Origin of the sequence: Paractinoplanes tereljensis, from assembly GCF_016862435.1 — a bacterium.
Lineage (GTDB): Bacteria > Actinomycetota > Actinomycetes > Mycobacteriales > Micromonosporaceae > Actinoplanes > Actinoplanes tereljensis.
Window position 1 is genome coordinate 134,887 of the sequence record NZ_BOMY01000053.1, and the last position, 23,373, is coordinate 158,259.

At 72.3% G+C, this 23,373-nt stretch carries 17 protein-coding genes; 10 read left to right on the plus strand and 7 right to left on the minus strand.

Annotation, left to right across the window (positions count from 1 at the left end):
* Positions 1–7: 7 nt before the first annotated feature.
* The 6 genes from Ate02nite_RS41670 to Ate02nite_RS41695 all read right to left on the minus strand — a co-directional run bounded on the left by Ate02nite_RS41670 (position 8) and on the right by Ate02nite_RS41695 (position 7,834).
* Positions 8–826, minus strand: coding sequence for a hypothetical protein (locus tag Ate02nite_RS41670; RefSeq protein ID WP_203813464.1), 819 nt, complete (start codon positions 824–826; stop codon positions 8–10).
* Complete coding sequence (locus tag Ate02nite_RS41675) at positions 823–2,019, minus strand: homogentisate 1,2-dioxygenase (protein ID WP_203813465.1); 1,197 nt, start codon at positions 2,017–2,019, stop codon at positions 823–825. Before Ate02nite_RS41675 ends, Ate02nite_RS41670 begins: the two co-directional genes overlap by 4 nt.
* Before the next feature lie 93 nt (positions 2,020–2,112).
* Complete coding sequence (locus Ate02nite_RS41680; protein WP_203813466.1) at positions 2,113–3,984, minus strand: hydantoinase B/oxoprolinase family protein; 1,872 nt, start codon at positions 3,982–3,984, stop codon at positions 2,113–2,115.
* Positions 3,985–3,987: 3 nt separating this feature from the next.
* Entirely contained in the window at positions 3,988–6,027 is a 2,040-nt protein-coding gene (locus Ate02nite_RS41685) for a hydantoinase/oxoprolinase family protein (RefSeq protein ID WP_239148105.1), read from the minus strand.
* A gap of 8 nt (positions 6,028–6,035) precedes the next feature.
* Entirely contained in the window at positions 6,036–7,214 is a 1,179-nt protein-coding gene (locus Ate02nite_RS41690) for a CaiB/BaiF CoA transferase family protein (RefSeq protein ID WP_203813467.1), read from the minus strand.
* Positions 7,211–7,834, minus strand: a complete 624-nt coding sequence (locus tag Ate02nite_RS41695; RefSeq protein WP_203813468.1) for a GntR family transcriptional regulator — start codon at positions 7,832–7,834, stop codon at positions 7,211–7,213. The genes Ate02nite_RS41690 and Ate02nite_RS41695 overlap by 4 nt, the downstream gene beginning before the upstream one ends.
* 140 nt (positions 7,835–7,974) lie before the next feature.
* Between Ate02nite_RS41695 and Ate02nite_RS41700 the strand changes: the two genes are divergently transcribed.
* The 6 genes from Ate02nite_RS41700 (at position 7,975) to Ate02nite_RS41725 (ending at position 19,131) form a co-directional block, all read left to right on the plus strand.
* Positions 7,975–11,679 (plus strand): DUF4132 domain-containing protein, encoded by a 3,705-nt coding sequence (locus Ate02nite_RS41700; RefSeq protein WP_203813469.1) that lies wholly within the window; start codon positions 7,975–7,977, stop codon positions 11,677–11,679.
* A gap of 8 nt (positions 11,680–11,687) precedes the next feature.
* On the plus strand, positions 11,688–12,794 hold the full coding sequence (locus Ate02nite_RS41705) for an ATP-binding protein (RefSeq protein ID WP_203813470.1): 1,107 nt from the start codon (positions 11,688–11,690) through the stop codon (positions 12,792–12,794).
* A gap of 3 nt (positions 12,795–12,797) precedes the next feature.
* Entirely contained in the window at positions 12,798–15,113 is a 2,316-nt protein-coding gene (locus tag Ate02nite_RS41710) for a DUF5682 family protein (RefSeq protein ID WP_203813471.1), read from the plus strand.
* Positions 15,110–16,234 carry a VWA domain-containing protein gene (locus Ate02nite_RS41715; protein ID WP_203813472.1) on the plus strand — a complete coding sequence of 375 codons (1,125 nt, stop codon included), beginning with the start codon at positions 15,110–15,112 and terminating at the stop codon, positions 16,232–16,234. Before Ate02nite_RS41710 ends, Ate02nite_RS41715 begins: the two co-directional genes overlap by 4 nt.
* Entirely contained in the window at positions 16,231–18,426 is a 2,196-nt protein-coding gene (locus tag Ate02nite_RS41720) for a YehQ family protein (RefSeq protein WP_203813473.1), read from the plus strand. The genes Ate02nite_RS41715 and Ate02nite_RS41720 overlap by 4 nt, the downstream gene beginning before the upstream one ends.
* A 66-nt stretch (positions 18,427–18,492) precedes the next feature.
* Positions 18,493–19,131 carry a class I SAM-dependent DNA methyltransferase gene (locus Ate02nite_RS41725; protein ID WP_203813474.1) on the plus strand — a complete coding sequence of 213 codons (639 nt, stop codon included), beginning with the start codon at positions 18,493–18,495 and terminating at the stop codon, positions 19,129–19,131.
* Here the strand turns inward: Ate02nite_RS41725 and Ate02nite_RS41730 are convergent, their stop codons facing one another.
* The gene (locus tag Ate02nite_RS41730; protein ID WP_203813475.1) at positions 19,132–20,052 is read right to left on the minus strand and encodes a LysR family transcriptional regulator; all 921 of its coding nucleotides are present in this window, start codon (positions 20,050–20,052) and stop codon (positions 19,132–19,134) included.
* An 81-nt stretch (positions 20,053–20,133) separates the two neighbouring features.
* Between Ate02nite_RS41730 and Ate02nite_RS41735 the strand changes: the two genes are divergently transcribed.
* The 4 genes from Ate02nite_RS41735 (at position 20,134) to Ate02nite_RS41750 (ending at position 23,130) form a co-directional block, all read left to right on the plus strand.
* Entirely contained in the window at positions 20,134–21,081 is a 948-nt protein-coding gene (locus Ate02nite_RS41735; RefSeq protein WP_203813476.1) for an FAD-dependent oxidoreductase, read from the plus strand.
* A 129-nt stretch (positions 21,082–21,210) separates the two neighbouring features.
* A complete protein-coding gene (locus tag Ate02nite_RS41740; protein WP_203813477.1) occupies positions 21,211–21,375 on the plus strand; it encodes an SDR family oxidoreductase in 165 nt (54 codons plus the stop codon).
* A 150-nt stretch (positions 21,376–21,525) separates the two neighbouring features.
* Positions 21,526–21,987 (plus strand): DUF1203 domain-containing protein, encoded by a 462-nt coding sequence (locus Ate02nite_RS41745; RefSeq protein WP_203813478.1) that lies wholly within the window; start codon positions 21,526–21,528, stop codon positions 21,985–21,987.
* 204 nt (positions 21,988–22,191) lie between these two features.
* A complete protein-coding gene (locus Ate02nite_RS41750) occupies positions 22,192–23,130 on the plus strand; it encodes an SDR family NAD(P)-dependent oxidoreductase (protein WP_203813479.1) in 939 nt (312 codons plus the stop codon).
* Positions 23,131–23,373 lie beyond the last annotated feature (243 nt).

The window sequence follows — 23,373 nt, forward strand, 5'->3', positions numbered from 1 at the left end:
TATCGGCTCAGAGCGGGCTGTCCAGAGGCTTTGAAGGCAGCAGGCCGAGTTGGACCAGGTCGTCGACCGGTTCCAGCACGCTGCACGTGCCGAACGAGGTGAAGACCCGGCGGGTCGCCTCGGCCTGGTCCGGGGTCAGGGCGCGGACGGCGGCGGCCAGGCCCGGGCCGTAACCGGCTTCGAGGTGGCCCTCGGCGACGATCACCGATTCGCCGTCGGCCAGGGCGGACGCGGCCAGCAGCACGTTGAGGAAGCCGTGGTGCTCGAAGCCGGTGACCGGGTCGAGATGCCGGATGGCGTGGTGCAGGCCGGCCGTGCACTTGAGCGCGATGTTCCGGTGGACGCAGGCGGCCATCGTGTCGGCCAGTTCGACCGCGGTCGGGAACAGGTCGGCGCGCAGGCCGCCGGTGCGCAGCTTGGCCCGGTAGCGGGTGCCGGCCAGCACATCCAGGACGTGCCGGGTGTCCCAGCCGATCTCGATGAAGGCCGGCAGGTGCGGGGGCAGCACGTCGTCGAGGATCTTCACGGCGTCGCGGGCGTCGGGGGCGGTGGTCACGACCGGGATCTCGACCGCCGCGAGGCGTACGCCGGGATGGTCGGGGATGCCCGCGATTCCGTTGGGGGCGACGATGACCGACACGTCGATCGGGGACTGCTCCGACGCGTACGGGAAAAGCTGCGTAAGCCTGGTCGCCGGGATGACGAAGGGTCCGACCAGGTCCGCGAAGCGGGAGCGCAGCGACCGATGAGCCGGGACGGCCTCGGCCATCGGCGCGTTGCCGGGCGGGAAGAGCGCGGCGTCGTCGAAGAGGCGGTCGAAGATCATGCTGGGCCCCGGCCGGACCAGGACCAGGCATAGCGGCCGTCGTCGGAGGCGAGGCCGGCCTCGCCGAGGCCGAGCGGGCGGAATGTGTCGACCATGACCGCGGTCTCGTCGAAGAATTCGGCGCCCAGGGAGCGTTCGACCGCGCCCGGCTGCGGGCCGTGCGAGTGCCCGCCCGGGTGCAGCGAGATCGAGCCCTTGCCGATGCCGGAGCCCTTGCGGGCCTCGTAGTCGCCGTCGACGTAGAACATGACCTCGTCGGAGTCGACGTTCGAGTGGTAGTAGGGCACCGGGATGGCGAGGGGATGGTAGTCGACCTTGCGGGGCAGGAAGTTGCAGATGACGAAGTTGGCGCCCTCGAAGACCTGGTGGACCGGCGGTGGTTGGTGGACGCGCCCGGTGATCGGCTCGAAGTCCTTGAGGTTGAACGCGTACGGGTAGAGGCAGCCGTCCCAGCCGACCACGTCGAACGGGTGCTCGGGGACGACGTGGATCGTGCCGGCGAGGCCGTTCTCGCCGCGGTGCTTCACGTAGATCTCGACGTCCGTTCCCTCTGCGAGCAGCGTTTTTTGTGGGCCTCGAAGATCACGCTCGCAGTAGGGGCTGTGCTCCAGGAACTGGCCGTACCGGGAGAGGTAGCGCTTCGGCGGGGCGATGTGCGAGTTGGCCTCGATCGCGTAGGTGCGCAGTGGCTCGCCTTCTTGCGGCAGCCAGCGATGTGTCGTCATGCGCGGGATGATCACGTAGTCGCCGGGGCCGACCTCCAGGGCGCCGAAGGTCGTTTCGACGGTCGCGCTGCCGCGCTCCACAAAGACACATTCGTCGCCGACGGCATTGCGGTACAACGGCGAGGGCAGACCCGAGACCGCGTACGAGATGCGCACATCCGCATTGCCCAGGACGAGCCGCCGTCCGGTGACCGCGTCGACCGCCTTCCACTCCTCACCGGTGAACAGGTCGTGCAGCTTCAGGTGCCGGGGAATCAGCGGGGAGTTCGCGGTGACGGTCTGGTCGGGCAGCTCCCACGGGCGGGCATCGACAAGCGCCGACGGGATCCCCCGGTGGTAGACCAGCGACGAGTCCGACGAGAAGCCCTCCTCGCCGACCAGTTCCTCGGCGTAGAGGCCGCCGTCGGGGCGGCGGTGCTGGGTGTGCCGCTTGGGTGGGATCGAGCCGACCTGCCGGTAGAACGTCATCGCGGTGCCTCCCGGGAACGTGGCCGCTCCGCCTCGTGAGCGGAACGGCCGCCGGACCCGGACGTTACAAGCCCGTTTCGTGACACACAAGAATCACCGCCATACCGGGCGTATCGGGGCGGGTAGACCGGTCTCCTCCTCGCAGCGGGCCAGGATCTCCTCGATGCCCGGGCCCATGTCGAAGACCGGCAACGCCCCGTCTCTTCTTGATCGCTGCTGATCACGCAGCGCCGTGGTCTCCTGCTCCTGGACTTCGCCCTTTTCGGTCACCCGGACGCCGTACCTCAGCGCCCCTTCCGCCGTGACCAGGCCGCGCCGGACCTCCTTCGCGACCAGCTCCGGGTCCCGCTCCAGCGGGTCACCCCAGCCGCCGCCACCCCAGGTGACGAAGTGCAGCACGTCGCCGGGGTGGACCGGCACGTCGTGGCACTTGCTGGGCAGCACCTCCCGCTCCCCCGAGGCCCGGTCGATCCACTTACGGCCGCGGGCGCCGGGCGTGCCGCCGTTGACTCCCCACGGGTACATCAGCCAGCGGTCGTCGTGGATCGCGATGGTGCCCGGTTCCAGGAAGCGGTAGGCGACGTCGACGCCGTTGCCGCCGCGGTGCAGGCCGGCACCGCCGGTGTCGGCGACCGTCTCCCACTTCTCGATCCGCAGCGGGTAGTAGGACTCGAGGAACTCGCACGGAATGTTGACGAAGCTCGGCCACAGCGAGTGACCGTCGGGGCCGTCGCCGAGTGGCCGGCCCGGGATGCCGCCGAAGCCGATCGAGTAGAGCTGGAACCACTCGCCCTTGCGGTCGCCGCCGGAGTAGTTCCCCGAGTACATGAAGTGCGGTGACGAGGAGAAGCCGGCCGCGTTGAGCAGGGCCGGGTTGGTCTGCCCGAGCAGGCCGCCGAACAGGTCGAAAACCCGGCCGATGCCGTGGTTGCGGGCGTTGAGGGCGGCCGGGTGCTTCGGTTTCCAGTACGAGCCGTCCGGGATGGTCACGTCGACAAGCGGGTAGAAGCCGTCGTTCCAGAGGATCTGCGGGTCGGCCACGGTGATCATGTAGATGCCGAAGAACATCCGGGCCAGGTTCTCGTTCAGGTAGTAGTTGACCGGGCCGATCGCCTGCGGCGACGACCCGGTGAAGTCCAGGTGCACCCGGTCGCCGGTGCGGGTCAGCGACAGCTTCAACTCGTACGGGCCGTAGCCCACCCCGTCGTCGCAGATGTAATCGGTGAACGAAAGCGTGCGGCCCTCGGCGAAGACCACGTGCAGCAGCGTCTTCATCGCGTCGTAGTTGCGCTGCAGCAGGGCGTCCAGCGCCGACAGGTAGGTGTCGACGCCGAACCGGGCGCACATCTCGGTGACCCGTTTCGCGGCGGTGCGGCAGGCGGCGACCAGGCCGTTGAGGTCGGCCCGGTTCCAGTCGGGCACCCGCACCTGGTTGAGGATGATGCGCAGCGCGTCCTCGTTGAGCTTGCCCCCGGCGTACAGCTTGAAGGGCGGAATGACCACGCCCTCCTCGTAGATGGTCTTGGCGTCGGTCGGCATCGACGACGGGGTTTTGCCGCCGACGTCGGACATGTGGCCGAACATCGACGCCCAGCCGACCACTCGTCCTTCGGTGAAGATCGGCAGCACCACCAGCCAGTCGTTGGCGTGGCTGATCGCGGCACCGCAGGAGTACGGGTCGGAGGTCAGCAGGACGTCGCCCTCGCCGATGTCGCCCTCGAAACCGGCCAGGAAGTCGGGGATGGACAGGCCGAACTGGCCGACCACCATCTTGCCGCTCGGGTCGGCGATCAGCGGGAACTCGTCGTGCTGCTCGCGGATGCCGGGGCTGAGCGCGGTGCGGAAGAGCACCTCGTCCATCTCGTAGCGGGCGTTGCGCAGGCCGTTCTCGACCAGGTCCAGGGTTACCGGGTCGACGTCGACCGGCTCCAGCGGGGTGGTGTTGGGTTCGACGATGCGGGCCATCGGTCAGGCCTCCTTCGACGTCGGGCGGATGAGGAGGCTGCCGCCGTCGTCCGTGGTCGCGGCGTGGCCGGGGAGGATCAGGGTGGTCGAGTCCATCTCGGTGACGATCGCGGGGCCGGTGATGACGTTGCCGGCTTTGAGCTTGAGCCGGTCGTAGAGGGCGGCGTCGACGTAGTGGCCGTCGACGTAGATGGGGGTTTCGCCGGTGCGGGCGGGTTGTGGGTCCGGGTCGCCCTTTTCCAGATGGATCGGAGCCACGCGCGGCCGGGGGCCGGTCACCGTGGCACGGGCGTTTACCAGCTCGTGGTCCACGTTGAGGGTGAAGGAGAACAGTCGCTCGTGCTCGGTGTCGAAGCGGGTTGCCAGGCCGGTGAGACCCTCGCTCAGCTCGAAGGTCACGGGCAGCTCGTTGCCTTGGCCGACAAATCGGATATCAGCGGAATAGGCGATATGCTCAGGGGTGATGCCCTGCGCTTTCAGACGGTCGGAGGCGGCCGTCGCCAGCTCCTCGAAGATCGTCGCCAGTTCCGTGTCCGACAAATCACCCAGCTTGCGCAAAACGGTCCGGGCCGACTCGTCGCGAGCGGAGGTGGTCGCGTCGCCGAGCGCGCACAGCACACCCGGCGACGGCGGGACGATCACCGGCCAGGCGCCGGTCAGCCGGCCGAGCGCGTTGGCGTGCAACGGGCCGGCGCCGCCGAAGGCGACCAGGGCGAAGTCGCGCGGGTCGAACCCCTGCTGCACGCTGACCAGCCGCAGGCCGCCGAGCATGTTCTCGTTGACGATGTCGATGATGCCGGCGGCCGCCTTCTCGGCGCTCTCCAGGCCCATCGCGTCGGCGATCGTCTGCACCGCGGCGCGGGCGGCGTCCCGGTCCAGGGTGATCTCGCCGCCGGCCAGGGCGGACGGGAGGTAGCCGAGCACCACGTTGGCGTCGGTCACGGTGGGTGCGGTGCCGCCCTTGCCGTAGGCGGCCGGGCCCGGCTCGGCGCCCGCCGACTGCGGGCCGACCCGCAACGCGCGGGTCAGCTCGGGCACGTGGGCGATCGACCCGCCGCCGGCGCCGACCGTGCGGACGTCCACCGCGGAGGCCCGGACCGTGAGGTCACCGACCTTGGTCTCCCGGCCGATGCGCGCCTGCCCGCCCTGCACCAGCGCGACGTCGGTCGAGGTGCCGCCCATGTCGAAGGTCAACAGCTCGGTGTGGCCGGACTGCTCGGCCACCCAGACCGCGCCGGTGACCCCGCCGGCCGGTCCGGACAGCAGCATGGTGACCGGGGCCGCGATGGCCGCGTCGGCGCTGGCGAGGCCGCCGTCGCTGCGCAGGATGGACAGTCCGGCCGGAACCCCCTCCGCCTTCAGCTTGGCGCTCAGGTTGGCGACGTAGCGGGCGACCTGGGGCTGGACGTAACCGTTGGCAACGGTGGTCAGCGCGCGTTCATACTCCCGCATTTCCGGCAGAACGACGGAGGACAACGAGACCTCGACACCGGGCAGTTCCTCCCGCGCCAGCTCCAGGAGGCGCCGCTCGTGTTTGTCGTTCGCGAAGGCGTTGATCAACGAGATGGCGAGAGCCTCGACGCCGTGGAGTTTTCGCAGGGCCTGCCGGGCCTTCTCCTCGTCCAGCGGTGTGATCACCGTGCCGTCGCTGCCGATCCGCTCCGGCACCTCGACCGTATCTTCCAAGTCGGCCAGAGGTTCCGGCTTGGGCCAGATGATCCAGCCGGCCAGGCCGCCCGGGACGAACGAGCGGGCGATCTGCAAGACCTGCCGGAAACCCTCGGTGGTCACCAGGCCGACCGTGGCGCCCTTGCCCTCGAGGATCGCGTTGGTGGCGACCGTGGTGCCGTGCAGCACGTGGGCGACGGCCGAGCGGTCGATGCCGGCCTCGGCGCACACCTTGTCGATGCCGTGCAGCACGCCCACTGACTGATCGCTCGGCGTCGAGGCGGTCTTGGCCCGCCACGTCGAACCGGTTTCCTCGTCGACCAGCAGCACGTCGGTAAACGTGCCGCCCACATCCACGCCGAGTCGATAGGACATCTCACTCCTTAGATGATCTTGGTTTGGCGCAGACGCGCGCGCTCCGTTTCGTCGAGGCCGAGAAGGCCGCCGTAGATCTCGTCGTTGTGCTGCCCCAGCTCGGGGCCGGCGGTCCGCACCGCGCCCGGGGTCTCGCTGAGCCGGGGGGTGGCGTTCTGCATCGGGATCTCGTCCACCGTGACGATCGCTTCCCGCGCCTGGAAGTGCGGGTCGGCGAACATGTCCTTGGCCCGGAAGATCCGCCCGGCCGGGACGCCCGCCTGGTGCAGAATGGACAAAAGCTCCTCGGCGGACTTTTTAACCGTCCATTTGGCGATCAGACCGTCGAGCTCCTCCATCGCGGCGCCGCGAGCTTCGTGCGTTGCATATCGGGCATCGCTGGACAATTCTGGCTCGCCCATTGCGGTGGCCAGCCGCCCGAAAACGCTGTCCTGATTGGCGGCGATCAGGATCAGATCCCCGTCGCCGGTCGGATAGACGTTGCTGGGCGACACGTTCGGCAGCACCGCCCCGGTGCGTTCGCGCTGGTAACCGGCCACCGCCCACTCCGGCAGCAGCGATTCCATCATCGCCAGGACGGCCTCGTAGATCGCCGAGTCGACCACCTGCCCACGCCCGGTCCGGGTGCGGTTGTGCACCGCGACAAGCGTCCCGATGGTGGCGTAGGTGGCCGCGAGCGAGTCGCCCAGCGAGATCCCCGCTCGCACCGGTGCCCGATCCGGATCCCCCATCACGTAGCGGATCCCGCCCATCGCCTCGCCGATCGAGCCGAACCCGGCCCGGCTGGCATACGGCCCGGTCTGCCCGTAACCGGTCACCCGGGTGACGATCAGCCCCGGGTTGGTCTCCCACAGCTCGGCCGGGCCTATCCCCCAGCGCTCCAGGGTGCCGGGCCGGAAGTTCTCCACCACGATGTCGGCGGTGTCGATCAGCTTGCGGATCAGCGCCTGCCCCTCGGGCTGCCGCAGATCGCAGGTCACCGACTTCTTGTTGCGGGCGACAACCGGCCACCACAGCGATTTGCCGTGCGGTTTCTCCCGCCCCCACTGCCGCATCGGATCGCCGCGACCAGGGTCTTCCACCTTGATCACCTCGGCGCCGAAGTCGCCGAGCAGTTGCCCGCAGAACGGCCCGGCCAGCAGCTGACCGAACTCGACCACCCGCAGGTCGTCCAGGGGAAGGGTCACAGCGGACCTCCGATCATGGTGGCCCGCGCGTTGTAGAGGTGTGCGCGCATGACCGCTTCCGCCCAGTCGCCGTCACCGGCTCGCGCGGCCGCCACCATCTCCACGTGATGGTTGAGGCTGCGGTGCATCGCGTCGGGCGTGTAGTCGGCGAAGTTCTGGTGCACCACCGCCGCGTGGGTGACGGCTTTCAGGGCGCCGGCCAGCGGCAACGACCCGGCCGCGTCGATGAACATCCCGTGAAACCGCCGGTTGAGGTCGACCAGCCGATCCAGGCTCCGATTCTGGATCATCGCCTCCGCCAGTTCGTCCAGTTGGTCCAGTTGGTCGGAGTGCAGCCGGGGCACCGCCTGACGCACCGCATAGGGCTCCAGCCGCAACCTCAGCTCGAAGATCTCGCGCAGCTGCTCCTCGCTCCAGGTCGCGACGCGGGCGCCGCGATGCGGCGTCAGCTCGACGAGACCCTCGGCGGCAAGTCTGGACAAAGCCTCCCGAACCGGCGTTCGGCTGACCGACAACCGGACGGCCAGCTCGGCCTCGCCGAGGCGGGTGCCGGACGCGATGGCACCAGACATGATCTCGTCCCGTAGGGACTGGGTGACCTGCTCCGCTGCCGGTCGCACGGGGCCTCCTCGCGCCGATTGCATGCAATCCTTGCCCCGCCCCCGTCGTTTCCGCAAGATCCTCGCGAGGTTCTCAGCAAGTTTGCATACAACCCGCCCGTCAAGATTTTTGTCGTACGCCCCCGCTAACGTTCCGGCCCATGCGGAGCTTCGAGTTCGTCGAGGGCACATCGGCGAAATTCTGGGAAATCTGGCGCGACGGCGTCGAGGTGACGGTCCGATTCGGCCGGGTCGGCACGACCGGCCAGACCAAGACCAAAACCTTCGCCGACGACGGGCTTGCGGCGGTGCACGAGGGCAAGCTGATCGCCGAGAAGACCAAGAAGGGGTACGCGGAGGTCAGTCCCACAACCGCAGCCGTCCCCGTCCCGCCTTCGTCGCCGGCGCCGGCTCTCACGACACCCGCGCCGGTTGCCGCGCCGCCGGCCCCGGCGTCGGCCGCCGCTCCCGCGCCTCCCGCCGCTCCCGCTGCTCCCGCGCCCGTCGCTTCGGTGCCGGTCGCTTCGCCGCCGGCCGATGAGGACACGTTCGTCGTCCCCACCGCCTGGTATCGCTATCGGTGCGCCCGCCGGGGCAGCGTCGGCCTCGGGAAGTTCAAGCCCGACGCCAAGGCCCGCGCGATCGTCGACGAGGAGCTCAAGCGGGTCCCCAACCAGGTGAAACGCGTCCTCGAGTCGGCCGGCACCGACCCGCTGATCCGCCAGGCCGGGCTGGCCTGGCTCGCCGGCGACCCCACCGCCGCGCCGGTCGGCGCGGCCGCGGCGGCGATCGCCTCGGCGCTCGGCCGGTGGAACGACGAGAATCGGATGACCGCGTTCGCCGACGTGTGGATCGCCGAGCGCGGCCTGCCGTTCGCGGTCGAGGCCGCCGTCGAGGTGATGGCCCTGAAGATCACCGAGCACGGCTCCTTCCACCGCCCCAACAACCCCGATTTCATGGTCCGGCCGATGCGTCTGGGCGAGGAGCGGCAGGGCTGGCGACCCGACGTGCCGCTGGTCATCGCGCTGCAGGTCCGCGAGGCACTGGCGGCCGCCTCCGACGACGACTACGCCGCGGCGGTCACGTTCCTGGCCGACTACCGCGCCGCCCACCCCTACCTGCGGCTCGCCACCTCGGTCCTCGCCCCCGACCAGGCCGAGTGGGTGGCGGCCGACCTGGCCGACGCCGAGGCCGCCGCCAGCGGCTACCGTGGCGTGGCTCTGGTCACCGCGGCCACCACCCGGGCGCAGGCGGTTACCCTCGCGTCGCTGGTGCACACCTATTCGGTGGTCAGCCAGCGCACCCTGCTCAACACGCTCGCCGAGGGGGTCGGCCCGGCCTGCGCCCCGGCCCTGTTCCACTGGTTCGACGACGACCGCGGCGCCGACGGCCAGCGCCGGTTGCTCGCGGTGCTCGCCGCGCTCCCCGGCGACGAGGTGATGACCGGCCTGATCGAGCGGGTCGACGTGAAATACGTGATGCCCGCCCTGCTGGAGGCCGTCGACCGCTTCCCGGCGCGTGGCCTGCGCCTGCTGGCCGAGGCCGGCGACAAGCGCGACGTGGCCGACCTGCTGCGCGCGCACGTCCTCGCGCACCTCGACCTGCTCGACACGGTCCGCCCCGAGCTGAGCCCCGACGCGGCGGCCCGCATCGACGCGATCGCCGCCCGCGCGTCCAGCCTCGCGGTCGCCGACCCGGCCGCCGTGCCGCCGCTGCTGGCCAGCCCGCCGTGGGAGCGGCGCACCAAGGCCGCCAAGCCGATCGTCATCCCCGGCCTGACCTGCTCCGACCCGGCGACGATCGAGTGGCTGCCGGGCGAGCGGGACACCTGGGCGCAGACCCCGGTCGAGCGCTACGGCCGCGACGACGAGGACTGGGTGCAACTGGCCAAGCGGATCGTGACCGGCCGCGCGAACTGGTACGAGCCGGTCCGCTTCTTCGCCCAGGCACCCGAGCTGATCGCCCGCCCGGCCCTCGGCTACTGGAAACCCACCCAGATCTACGACTCCGGCACCTGGATGCGGGTGATCACCGCCCGCTTCGAGCTGGACGCCCTGAAACCCATGCTCTACATGGCCGGCAAGACACCCACCGAGATCGCCGCGGCTTTCCTGCCCTACTCGTCGCCCGCGATCGCGGTGCACATGGCCGACTGGCTGTCCCGGCTCAAGAGCGTGCGCCGCACCGCGATGACCTGGCTGCTGCGGCACGCCACCTCGGCGTCCCGGGCGCTGATCCCGCCCGCGCTCGACAAGGCCGGCCCGGCCCGCCGCCAGGCCGAACGCGCGCTGCTGATCCTGCACACCAACGGCCACTCCGAGGCGGTCCGGGCCGCGGCCGCCTCCTACGGCCCCACGGTCGAAGCCGCGATCGAGACCCTCCTGGCCACCGACCCGCTCACGGTTCTGCCGGCCAAGCTCCCACCCGCGCCGTCCTGGGCTGTTCCCGGGCTGCTGCCCCCGGTTCCACTGCGCGACAACGGCGGCAGCCTGCCGGGCGACGCGGTCGCCAACCTGCTGACCGTCCTGGCCCTGTCCAAGCTCGACGATCCCTATGCGGGCGTCGAGGTGGTCAAGCCGGCGTTCGACCCGGCCGGGCTGGCCGAGTTCGCGTGGGGGGTGTTCCAGCGCTGGCAGGCCGCCGGTTCCAACTCCAAGGAGAGCTGGGTGCTCGACGCGCTCGGCCTGATCGGCGACGACGAGACGGTCCGCCGGCTCACCCCGCTGATCCTGGCCTGGCCCGGCGAGGGCGGGCACGCCAAGGCGGTCACCGGCGTCAACGTGCTGGCCGCCATCGGCAGCGACGTGGCCCTGATGCACCTGCACGGCATCGCCCAGCGGGCCAAGTTCAAGGGCCTCAAGGCGGCCGCCAACCAGAAGATGGACGAGGTCGCGGCCGCGCTGGGGCTGAGCGCCGAGCAGCTGGCCGACCGGCTGGTGCCCGACTTCGGCCTGGACGCCGACGGCAGCCTGCGCCTCGACTACGGCCCCCGCCAGTTCGTGGTCGGCTTCGACGAGCAGCTGCGTCCCTATGTGACGGACGCGGCCGGCAAGCACCTGAAGGCGCTGCCCAAGCCGGGTGCCCGCGACGACGCCGCGCTCGGTGAGGCCGCCTACAAGCAGTTCGCGGCGTTGAAGAAGGACGTCCGCACGGTCGCCGCCGACCAGATCCGCCGCCTCGAACGAGCCATGGTCACCGGCCGCCGCTGGTCCGGCACCGAGTTCCGCCAGCTGTTCGTGGGCCACCCGCTGCTCTGGCACATCGTCCGCCGCCTGGTCTGGGGCGGCTACGACGAAACCGGAAACCTGGTCGGCGCGATCCGGGTCGCCGAGGACCGCACCTTCTCCACCGTGGACGACGACGAGACCACCATCGCCGACGACGCCGTGATCGGGGTCGCCCACCCGCTGCAGCTGGCCGGCGAGCTCGCCACCTGGTCGGAGCTGTTCGCCGACTACGAGATCCTGCAGCCGTTCCCCCAACTGAGCCGGGAGACGTTCGCGCTCACCCCGGCCGAGGCCACCGCGAGCCGGCTGACCCGCTTCGAGGGCATCGAGCTGGCCACCACCAAGGTGCTGGGCCTGGAACGGCGCGGCTGGCGGCGGGACGACCCGATGGACGGCGGCGTGCAGGGCGCCATCGAGCTGAAACTGGGCCCGAGCCTGGAGGTGACGGTCGAACTCGACCCCGGCATCGTGGTCGGCATGCCCACCGAGTTCCCCGAACAGAAGCTGACCGGCGTCTACCTGCACGACGGCAGCTACAGCGTCTGGGGCCGCTCCGACAGCGGCCTGGTCCCGCTGGGCAAACTCGACCCGGTGGCCGCCTCGGAAATCATCCGCGACCTGACCGAAATCACGGCGTGAGGCCTCCCATGATTGTTGATGTCACCGAACCTGCCGACTCCGTTCAGCGGCCGCCGGCCGAGGTCCGGTTCGCCGACGAGCTGGCCCGGCTGCGCGCGGCCGACACCGCGGCCCGCCCACCGGGCTGGCACCTGAGCGTCCAGGCCGCCCGCCGTTTCGTGGTCGGCGACCCGGCGCTCGGCGTGAGCCAGAAGTTCGTCGGCGACCCGTCGCTGATCGACCGCGCCCTGATCACCCTGGCCACCAGCCGCGGCCTGATGCTGGTCGGCGAGCCCGGCACCGCGAAGTCCCTGCTGTCGGAGCTGCTCGCGGCCGCGGTCAGCGGCGACTCCACGCTGACCATCCAGGGCGGCGCCGCCACCACGGAAGACCAGATCCGCTACTCGTGGAACTACGCGCTGCTGGTGGCCGAGGGCCCGTCGACGCGTTCGCTGGTCCCGGCCCCGCTGCTGCGCGGCATGGGTGAGGGCCGCACGGTCCGCTTCGAGGAGATCACCCGCTGCCCGCTGGAGGTGCAGGACTGCCTGCTGTCCCCGCTGTCCGACCGGGTCCTGACCATCCCCGAGCTGACCGGCGCCGAAGCGATGGTGTTCGCCCGGGACGGCTTCAACATCATCGCCACCGCGAACACCCGCGACCGGGGCGTCAACGACATGAGCTCGGCCCTCAAGCGCCGGTTCAACTTCGAGACGGTCTTCCCGATCGCCGACCTGCGCACCGAGCTGGCCCTGGTGACCGACGAGGCGGCCAAGCTGCTGCGCCGCTCCGGGGTGACCGCCGAGCCACGCCGGGACGTCCTGGAGGTGCTGGTCACCACGTTCCGCGAGCTGCGCACCGGCGAAACCGCGCGGGGCGACTCGATGGACCGGTTGTCGGCGGTGATGAGCACGGCCGAGGCGGTGTCGGTGGCGCACGCGGTCGGCCTGCGCGGCTGGTTCCTGCGCGGCGAGGCCGGCACCGCCGAGGACGTGGTGGCCTGCCTGGCCGGCACCGCCGCCAAGGACAGCCCCGAAGATCTCGCCAAGCTGCGCCGCTACCTGGCCCAGCAGGTCACCTGGCGGGACGGCGACCAGTGGCAGGCCCTGCACCGGGCCCGGCACCTGCTCCCCGGCTGAGCCATGCCGGTCACGTTCATCGGGGTCCGCCACCACAGCCCCGCCTGCGCCCGCCTGGTGGCGGACACCATCGACACCCTGCGGCCCGCCTACGTCCTGATCGAGGGCCCGGCCGACTTCAACCCCCGGCTGGACGAGCTGCGGCTGGGCCACGACCTGCCGGTGGCCATCTTCAGCAGCTACCGCGACGACGACCGCCGGCACGCGTCGTGGGCCCCGCTGTGCGACTACTCCCCCGAGTGGACGGCCCTGACCCAGGCGGCCAGGGTCGGCGCCGAGTCCCGCTTCATCGACCTGCCGGCCTGGCATCCGGCCTTCGCCGGCCGCACCAACCGTTATGCCGACGCCGAACTGCGCTACGCCGACGTGATGACCCGCCTGTGCCGGTCGTTCGGCGTAGACAACGTGGACGCCCTGTGGGACCACCTGTTCGAGATAGCCCCCACGGATGACCTGCCCATCCGCCTGAACACCTACTTCGACCTGGTCCGCGGCGACGCCGACCCCGGCGAGACCGACCAGGCCCGCGAGTCGTACATGGCCTCCTGGGTGGCCGCCGCCGAAGCAGCGGCCGGCGACCGCCCGGTCGTCGTGGTGACCGGCGGCTTCCACCGCCCCGCCCTGGTCGCCGCCCACAACGTCTCCGCTATCGGCGATGTGGTGTGGCCGGCGGTGCCGGCCATGCCGGACGGGGCGATCGGCGGGAGCTTCCTCGTTCCCTATTCGTTCCGGCGGCTCGACGCGTTCGACGGCTACCAGTCCGGCATGCCGTCGCCCGGCTACTACCAGGAACTCTGGGAATCCGGGGTGGACGGGGCGGCCCGGCATCTGGTCGAAGCCGTGGCCACCCGGCTGCGCGAGCGCAAGCAGCCGGTGTCGACGGCCGACCTGATCGCCGCGCACGCCACCGCCGACGGGTTGGCCGCCGTGCGCGGGCATCTCCGGCCGGGCCGCACCGACGTACTCGACGGGCTGGCGTCGGCGCTGGTGAACGAGGCTCTCGACGTACCCCTGCCGTGGTCGTCGCGGGGGATGCTCGGGGCCGGAAGCCATCCGGTCGTGGTCGAGATGGTCGCCGCGCTCAGCGGCACGCGCGTCGGGCGCCTGCATCCCGCGACGCCCGCGCCCCCGCTCGTGCACGACCTCGACGCCGAGCTGGCCCGGGCCGATCTGGACGGCAGTGCCGATCTCGACCTCGACCTGACCCGCCAGCCGGACCGGCGGCGCAGCCGGGTGCTGCACCGGGTGCGGTTGCTGGGCGTGCCCGGTTTCCGGCGCGACTCCGGCCCGGCCACCGGCCTGGAACCGGTGCTACGCGAACGCTGGACCCTGCGCCCCACCGCGGAACGGCTGACCGCGGTGATCGAGGCCGGCGCCTACGGTGCCACGCTCCTCGACGCCGCCGCGGCCGTCCTGGCCGACCGCGCCACTCAGGCCGGCCGCGACGTGGACGCCCTGGCCACGGTGCTGTTCGACGCCGCCCAGGCCGGCATCACCGACATCTCGGCGCGCACGCTGTCCGACATCGAGGCGTCCGTGGGTTCCGCGCCCGACCTGGGCCCGCTGGGCCGCATGCTGGCCGTGGTCCTGACCATGTGGCGGCACGGCCACCTCTTCGACACCACCCACAGCACCACCCTGGGCACGGTGATAGCCGCCGCGGTCCGGCGAGTGCTCTGGCTGGCCGAGGGCATCCGCGGCGGCGACGCCCCCGCCGACCCCGGCCGCATAGCCGCCCTGGCCGCCTGCCGAGACGCCCTGCACCACGCCGAACACCAGCTCGCCCTGGACCGCCCGGCTGCCCTCGAGGTCGCCGCCCGCCTCGCGGCCGACGACGACGTCCCACCCGACCTGCGCGGAGCCGCCTTCGGCTTCCGCTGGGCCTTGGCCCCGTCGGACAACGGCCTGCCCGGCGATGCCGGCGACCGGGGGCGGTCCGAGGGCACGCTTGATCCGGTGCGGGCGGTTCGTGGGGCGTTCGTGCCTCGGTCGGCCGGGGACTGGCTGGCTGGGCTGTTCGCGCTCGCGCGGGAAGAGGTGCTGCACCACGCCGAGGTGGTGGGGCTGCTCGACGAGCTGATGTCGGGGCTGTCCGCCGAGGACTTCCTGGTGGCGCTGCCGGCGCTGCGGCAGGCGTTCGAGTACTTCCCGCCCCGGGAGCGGGAGACCATCGCGGGGCGGGTGCTGGCCCGGCGCGGGCTCGGCGGGACCGGGCGGCAGCTGCTGCGCGGCGGGCTCGACCCGGCCGTGGTGGCCGCCGGGATGCTGCTGGACGACCTGGTGGACGCCGCCCTGCGGCGGGAAGGGCTGATCGCGTGACGGATCCGGACCTGGAGCGCTGGCGGCTCGTGCTCGGCGAACCGGCGTCGGCGGCCGGGCAACTCAGCCCCGAGGCGGCCCGGCGGGACGCCGCCCTCGACTGGCTGTACGGCCGCGACGGCGAGCATGACCGGCGCGACGTGCGGCGCGGCGGCGGGCGGTCCGGCGGGGACGGCCCGTCCGCGCTGACCACGGTCGACTGGCTCGACGACATCAACCAGCTCTTCCCGAAGGAGACGGTCGAGCGGTTGCAGCGCGATGCCATCGAACGGTACGAGATCACCGACATCGTCACCGACCCCGAGGTGCTGCGCACCGTCGAGCCCAACCCGGCCCTGCTGCGCGCGGTCCTGCAGACCAAGCACCTGATGAACCCCGAGGTGCTGCGCCTGGCCCGGCGCATCGTCGAGGCCGTGGTGCGCGACCTGATGGCACGGATGGCCACCGAGGTGCGGGCCGCGTTCACCGGCACCCGGGCCCGCAAGCCGAGCCGCTGGAAGCAGGCCCGCGACTTCGACGTGAAACGCACCCTGCGCGGCAACCTCGGCCACTACCGCCCCGACGAGCAGCGGCTCTACATCGAGACACCGCATTTCTTCTCCCGCAGCCGCAAACACGTCGAGCAGTGGCAGCTGATCCTGCTGGTCGACCAGTCCGGCTCGATGGTCGACTCGGTCATCCATTCCGCGGTGACCGCGGCCTGCCTGTGGGGCCTGCCCGGAGTGCGCACCCACCTGGTCGCCTTCGACACGGCCGTGGTCGACCTGACCCGCGACGTGGACGACCCGGTGGAACTGCTGATGAAGGTCCAGCTGGGCGGCGGCACCGACATCGGCCGGGCGGTCCGCTACGCCGCCGGCCTGATCGAGCAGCCACGCCGCGCCATCGTCGCGGTGGTCAGCGACTTCTACGAGGGCGGTTCGGAGTCGGCGCTGGTCCGCGCGGTCCGCGACCTGGTCGAGCAGGGCACCAAGGTGCTGGGCCTGGCCGCCCTGGACGAACAGGCCAACCCCTCCTACGACCGCGAGATGGCCCAGCGCCTGGCCGACGTGGGCGCCGCGGTAGGCGCGATGACCCCCGGCCAGTTGGCCGAGTTCGTAGCCGAGCAGGTGACCCGATGAGACCCGACCTGCTGGCCCTGACCCCCGAGACCCTGGCCGAACTAACCAACCGTGGCCTGGTCAAGCGGGCCACCCGCGAGGCCGATCGAGAGCCTCCGGCCCTGTCCGAGGACCCCGACGGCACGGTCCACGCCACCGCCCCCGACGGCACCACGACGTCCCTGCCCACCGGCGGCCTGGAGGCCGGAAAGTGCAGCTGCGCGGCCCCCGGCGTCTGCCGGCACGTGATCGCGCTGGTCCTCGCCTACCAGCAGCAGCACAATGCCGCCTCCGCCACGGCGGCCGGACAGGCCGAACGGTCCGAAGCGGCCGGAACGAGCAGATCGCTGCACCCGGCGGGCGAGGCGGAGGCGGCCGGATCACCGGAAGACGAGACGGAGCCGGAAGCCGGCCCGCACGCCGTCGGGGGCGGCGCGGGCGAAGCCGCAGCCGATCCTCAGCGCGCGACCTCCGCCGGCCTTGAATCCGCACCCGGCCCGGATGCCAATTCGACAAGATCGCCCGAGGCCGGGTGGTCGCCCGGGGAGTTCAGCGACGTGCAGCTCGCCGCACGGATCGGGGAACGCGGGGTCACCGCGGCCCGGCGGGTCGAGCGGGCCGGCTATGTGGCCCGGGTGCATCGCGGCCGGCCCGGCGACCCGGTGCCGACCGTCGAGTTGCCTACCGCCACCGTGCGGTTCCTGGTGCCGCGCGACCTGGGCTTCGCCCGGACCGACGCGGTCGCGGGCGTCCGGGACGACGTCATCGCGCTGGCGGTGTGGGCGTTCCGGGCCGCCGACGAGCAGGCACCCGGCCGGCCCGACGTTCAGGTGCAGGTCGGCGGCCGGGCCACGGTTTCGGGCGGGCCAGGTCTGGACCGGGCCGTCGCGCTCGCCGGGCTGGTCCTCCGGGAGGGTGCCGTCCACCTGGGAGCAGGCATCGGCGCCGAGGTCGCCTCGGTGCGGCGGGAACTCGAGGCCGGGCGGATGCGTTGGCCGCTGCTCGCCGTGGACGACCTGATCGGCCAGCTCGACGCCTATCGGGACCGAAGCGCCCGCTACCGCCCGGACGCCTTGGCCGACCACGTCGCCGAACTCTTCGCCCGGCACCGAGCGGTGACCGGCAGCAGCGGCCGCGAACCAGGCGGCAACGACGGCAGCGGCCGCGGGGGCGGGGCCAGTCTGGTTTCGCGGGTGCTGGGCACTGATGAGGCGTCGGAGACTCCGCTACGGCGGGCTCGGCTGGACGGGCTTGGGGCTCGGGTTTCGGTGGTTGGTGAGGAGCGGGTTGTCGAGGTGTTCCTGGCGCATGCGGACAGTGCGACCGTGCTGGTGCTGCGACGGGCGTACGAGACCGAGGATGTCGGGCCTCGTCTGGGCGAACGCCGCGTCGCCGGGGTGACCATCCGGGCGCTCGCGTCCGGGGCCGTGGTCACCGAGTCGGCGTCGCGCAGCGCCAGCCGCACCGTGCGGCTGGGTGCCCGGCGGCTGAGCCGCACCGAGGCGATGGCGTCCCGTGGGTCGTGGCAGCACCTGCCGCGCACGCTGATCGCGAGCGATCTGGCCGTTCTCGCCGCCGAGCTGGACGCCCTGCCACCGCGGCCGATCCGCGCCCGGGTGGAGGCCGAGTTGGTGCGCGTGGTGCCGATCGCCGAGGTGCTGTCACTCAGCTACGCGCCGGGGGCGCAGCGGCTCGACGCCGTCGTCGCCGACGCCCAGGGCACCACGGCGACGATCACCGCTACCCACGCGGCCTGCGCCCCTGGCCGGCTGGACGCGGTGGCCGAGGCGCTGAGCGGGGAGGCCCGGTATGTCGCGGGCAGCGTCCGCCGGGGTGGCGGGGGCGTGCTCATCGACCCGATCGGCTTCGCGGTGGGCGACGGCGTACTGGTGCCCGATCTGGCCCCGGCCGGGCACGGCACGGGCCCGCCGCGGCCGGCGGACGCGGCGGCCGACCCGCTCGGCCACGCGCTGGACGAGGCGCTGACCCTGCTGGCCGAGGTGGCCCACCGCGGCCTGCTGCACACCCCGCCGACCATGCCCGGCCGGTTGCGGGCCGCCGCCGACCACCTCGGCCGCGCCGGCCTGCGCCGCGCTGCCGAGTCCACGAAGGTCCTGGCCGACCGGCTCGGGCCCGACCCCGGCGATGAGGCGGCAAACGCCTGGGTCGATGCCTACCTGCGGGTCTCCGTCACGTCCGAGCTCCGCCCCTAGGACGAAGGGGCGGCGCCGGGCCAGCATGGCGTTGTCACCGATTCGCCGGGAGATACTCTGCTCGGCATGCGCGTTCCGGGTTGGCTTGATGACACGCGGACCTCGTACGACACCGTGGCGGTCAGTTACGCCGATCTGCTGCGGGACTCGCTGGCGGGCGAGCCGTTCCAGCGCGGGATCCTGGCGCTGTTCGCCGAGTGGGTTCGCGGCGCGGGGAACGGGCCGGTCGCCGACGTGGGCTGCGGGCCAGGCCGGCTCACCGGTTACCTGCACGGCATCGGCCTGGACGCGTTCGGCGTCGACCTCTCGCCCGCGATGATCGAGGTGGCGCGGCGCGATCATCCGGGCTTGCGGTTCGAGGTCGGGTCGATGACGGCTCTCGACCTGGCCGATGGCAGCCTGACCGGGCTGCTCGCCTGGTTCTCGCTGATCCACGTGCCGGATGAGGACGTGCCGACCGTGCTCGCCGAGTTCTTCCGGGTCCTGCAGCCGGGCGGAGTGCTCCTGGCCGGCTTCCACGCCGGCGAGGGCAGCAAGCTCAAAACCGAGGGCTACGGCGGACACCAGATGAACGTCTACGTCCACCGCCGCTCGCCCGCTCGGGTGGCGAGCTGGCTGCAAGAGGCCGGCTTCACCGTGGAGGCCGAGATGGCCCACCACCCGGCCCCGGACGTAGAAGGTGGCTTCGTTTTCGCCCACCGGTAGTCAGAGGAGGGCGGCCAGGCGATGCACCGCTGGGTTGGTGGTGGCGGTGGGGTAGGCCAGGGCTATGTCTACCGTGGGGATGGGGTCGGTGAAGCGGCGCAGGCGGACTCCGGGGACCTTTAACGACCGGGCTCGGCCTGCTGGGACCGCTGCTATCAGGGTGCCCTCCGCCACCGCGCGCAGTAGCTGTTCGTCGTCGGGCTCGTGGCGGGACAGGGTGAAGCCGCCGGCCGGCCAGATCTGGGCGATGGTTCGGTCGAACATGCCGGGGCCGTTCTCTCGGGGCCACATCACGGCCGGCAGGCCGGCTATCGCCGGGCGGGGGATGCGGCGGCGGGTGGCCAGCGGATGCGCGGCGGGTACGGCCAGCAAGAGCTCCTCGCTGTCCACGTGCAGGCAGGTCAGGGTCGGCTCGTCGACCGGTGGGCGGATGAACGCGGCGTCTACCGCGCCGGCGCGCAGGGCCTCCACGTTGGGGGTGGTCCAGCCCGTGGACGGCAGGACCTCCACCTGGGGATACGCCGCCCGGAACCGGGCCACCAACGCGTCCACCCGGCCGCCTCGGGCCGAGCGGGTGTAGGCCAGGCGCAGCGTGCCCTGCGCGGCGGCGGCGATCCGGGCGGCCGCGGCGTCCACCTCGGCCAGCAGGCGGTCGGTCTCGGCGGCCACCCGCGCGCCGACCGGGGTGAGGGTGCAACCGCGAGGGTGCCGCTCGACCAGGGGCGTGCCCAACTGCCGTTCCAGGGCCTGGATCTGCTGGCTCAGCGCGGGCTGGGTCAGGTGCAGCCGGGCGGCGGCCCGGGTGAAGTGCAGCTCGGCCACCAGCACCTGGAACGACCTCAGCCGGTCCAGGTCGATTCCCGCCAGCCGCGCCCCCTCCGACCGGGCCGTCGTCGCGAACGCGGGCCGCAACCGTTCCATCCCCGCATCATAAGCGTGGCTTATCGCCGGGCACGGAAGACCAATTGGCCGGCCAATGAACACCCCGGCAGGATCGAGGGCATGACGGACGTGATCGTGGTGGGCGGCGGGGTGATCGGGCTGACCGCGGCCATCCGGCTGCTGGAACGCGGCCACACCGTGACCGTGTGGTCGGCCGACGACCCGCTGGACACCGTGTCGGCGGTGGCGGCGGCCGCCTGGTACCCGACCCGCATCGATGGGAATCCGCAGGTCGCGCGGTGGTCGGTGGCTACCTACCGGGAGTTCCGGCGGCAGCTCGACGACGGCGTGCCGGGGCTGCTGCTGCGGCCGACCCGCAACCTGCTTCGCGACCCGATCGCGGAACTGCCCTGGTGGGCGGGGGCGGCCGACGGCGTACGGCTGCGGGACGGCTCCCACCCGTACGCGCAAGAATTGCACTTCCTGGCGCCCCTCGCCGAGATGGGCATCTATCTGCCCTGGCTGGCCCGCCGGATCGAGGAGGCCGGAGGCCGGATCGAGCGGCGGCGGGTGACCAGCCTGGCCGACGCGGACGCGGAGGTGGTGGTCAACGCGACCGGGCTGGCCGCCCGGGAGCTGGCCGGGGATCCGGCGGTGCATCCGGCACGCGGGCACATCGTGCTGGTCGAGAACCCGGGCATCAGCGAGGCGGTGCGGGATTCGGCGGGCGGCGCCTACGTGCATCCGCGGTCGGCGGACGTGGTGCTGGGTGGCACGTTCGAGGTGGGGCGCGGCGATTTCGCGCCGGATCCGGCGCAGGCGGCGGCGATCGTCGAACGCTGCGTCGCGCTGGTGCCGGAGCTGGCCGGGGCGCAGATCCTCGGCGAGCGGATCGGCCTGCGGCCTTCCCGTCACGGTGGGCCGCGGGTCGAGGTCTCCGGCAAGATCATTCACGCGTACGGGCATGGCGGCGCCGGGATGACGCTGTCGTGGGGTTGCGCCGACGAGGTCGCCGACCTGGTCAGCGCAGCACTGCCGCCAGCAGGTCGTCGACGTACCGGGCGGTGATCGGCTGCCGGGTCAGGATCCGGTAGATCATGGCGCCGAGCAGCGTCTCGGCCACCACCTCGCCGCCGGGCAGCCGCGCGGCCAGCGCGGCGGCGGTCGGCCGAGCTGGACGGCCCGAGCGGCGACCACATGCGCACCGCCCTGGCGATGTCCGCGGCTGGGCGGATCGGCACCCCGGCCGACATCGCGGCCGCCGCGGCCTTCCTGCTCGGCCCGGACGCCTCCTACATCACCGGCACCGACCTGCTGGTCAACGGCGGCGTGACGGCATCCGGCGGCCTCGCGCGGCGCTAGAACGCGGCGCCAAACGCGGCGCTGAACCCGGCACCAAACGCGGCGCTGAACCCGGTGCCGCGTCGCTGAACCCGGCGCCAAACGCGGCGCTGAAACGCGGCGGCCGATTCCCGCCAGACTTCGCGCGGCGCGGGCGCGAGCATCGAGGGTATGAATTTTGTTGTCTCACCCATCTCCGCCGCCTGGCTGGCGACCGTGCGCCGGGATCTCGTCGACGACGCCGGGGACCGGTTCGAACCTTTCATCGCCGAAGAGGGCGGCGCGCAGCTGCGGTGCTGCCTGCGCAACGCCGAGACCGGGGAACGCCTGGCCCTGGTCGCCTACCGGCCGGCCGGGACGGCCGGCGCCTACCGGGAGATCGGCCCGGTCTTCGTGCACGCCGATCCCTGCGACGGCTACCGGGAACCCGGCCAGTACCCGGCCGGGTTCCGCGAGCGCAAGCAGGTGCTGCGCGCCTACGACGAGGCCGGGCGGATCGCCGACGCGATCATGGTCGAGGGGCCCGGTGCGGAGGCCGGCATCCGGCAGTTGCTGGAGCGCCCGGAGGTGGCCACCGTGCACAGCCGCGCCGTCCTGTACGGCTGCTTCAGCTTCGCGATCGACCGCGCTTAACCTGGCCGCGCGCAGCCTGGCCGCGCGCAGCCTGGCCGCGCGCAGCCTGGCCGCGCCTAGCCTGGCCGCGCCTAGCCTGGCCGCGCCTAGCCTGGCCGCGCCTAGCCTGGCCGCGCCTAGCCTGGCCGCGCTTAGCCTGGCCCTGGCAGTCCTACGAAAACCGGTCGACTGCCTGAGCGGCCGTCCGCCGCGCACGATCGGAGCATGACAAACACCGTTCTGATCACCGGGCCGACCCGGGGCCTGGGCCGCGCCGCCACCCTCGCGATGGCGGGCCGGCCGCCGGCCGAACGCCCCGACCTGCTGCTGGTCGGCCGGGCCGGGAAAGCGCTGACCGAGGTCGCCGCCGAAGCGCGTGCACGCGGCGCGACGGTGCACGAGGTCGGCGCCGACCTGGCCCGGCTCGCCGACGTGCGGGCCGCCGCGGTCGCCGTGCGGGAACTGCTCGACAGCGGGGCGGTGCGGCCGCTCGGGGCCCTGGTCGCCAACGCCGGGGCGATGTCGACCGACACCCGCACCGCGTCGGCCGACGGCTACGAGATGACCTTCGCGGTCAACTATATGGCGCACGCCCAGCTCATCGGGGATCTGCTCGGGGCGTTCACCTCGCCCGGCCGGATCGTGCTGCTCGGCTCCAACACCTACAGCGCCAACTTCTGGCGGCGGCTGCTGAGCGTGCCCGAGGCACAGTGGCGCGACCCGGTGGAGATCGCCCGGCCGGCGACCGGCGCGGAGAACCCGGGCTTCAAGTCCAGCGGGATCGCCTACTCCACCGCGAAGCTGGCGATCCTGTACTACGCCCACGAGCTGCAGCGTCAGGTCGGCGCCGGGCTCAACGTGTCGGTGTACGAGCCGGGCTGGATGCCGGGCACCGCGCTCAGCCGGGGCGCCCCGGCGTTCGCCCAGGCGATGGGCCGCGGCCTGGGCCGGCTGCCCGGGGTGGCCACGCCGGAGCGGTCCGGGCCGGTCCTGGCCTCGGTCGCCCTCGACGACCGGTGGGCGCACCTGCGCGACGGCGCGTTCGTGGTGCGCGACAAGGTGGTCGAGGTCCAGCCGGTAGCCCACGACCGCGACCGCGAACGCCGCCTGTGGGCGGCCACCGCGGAACTGCTGACCGGAAGCACCAGCCCGCAGCAGAGGTGAGCCCGCAGCTGCCCTCAGCGGAAGCGGCAGCAGCGCCGGCGCGGCAGCCCGCAGCCCCAACCCAGCCGCAGCCCCAACCCAGCCGCAGCCCCAACCCAGCCGCAGCCCCAACCCAGCCGCAGCCCCGGGCCCAGCCGCGGCCCCAGCCCAAGCCCAAGCCGCAGCCGCAGCCGCAGCCGCAGTGAGCTAAGCGGCCCACCTCATCCGAGGAGCACCCGGCCGGGCCCACAAAACAACAAAACA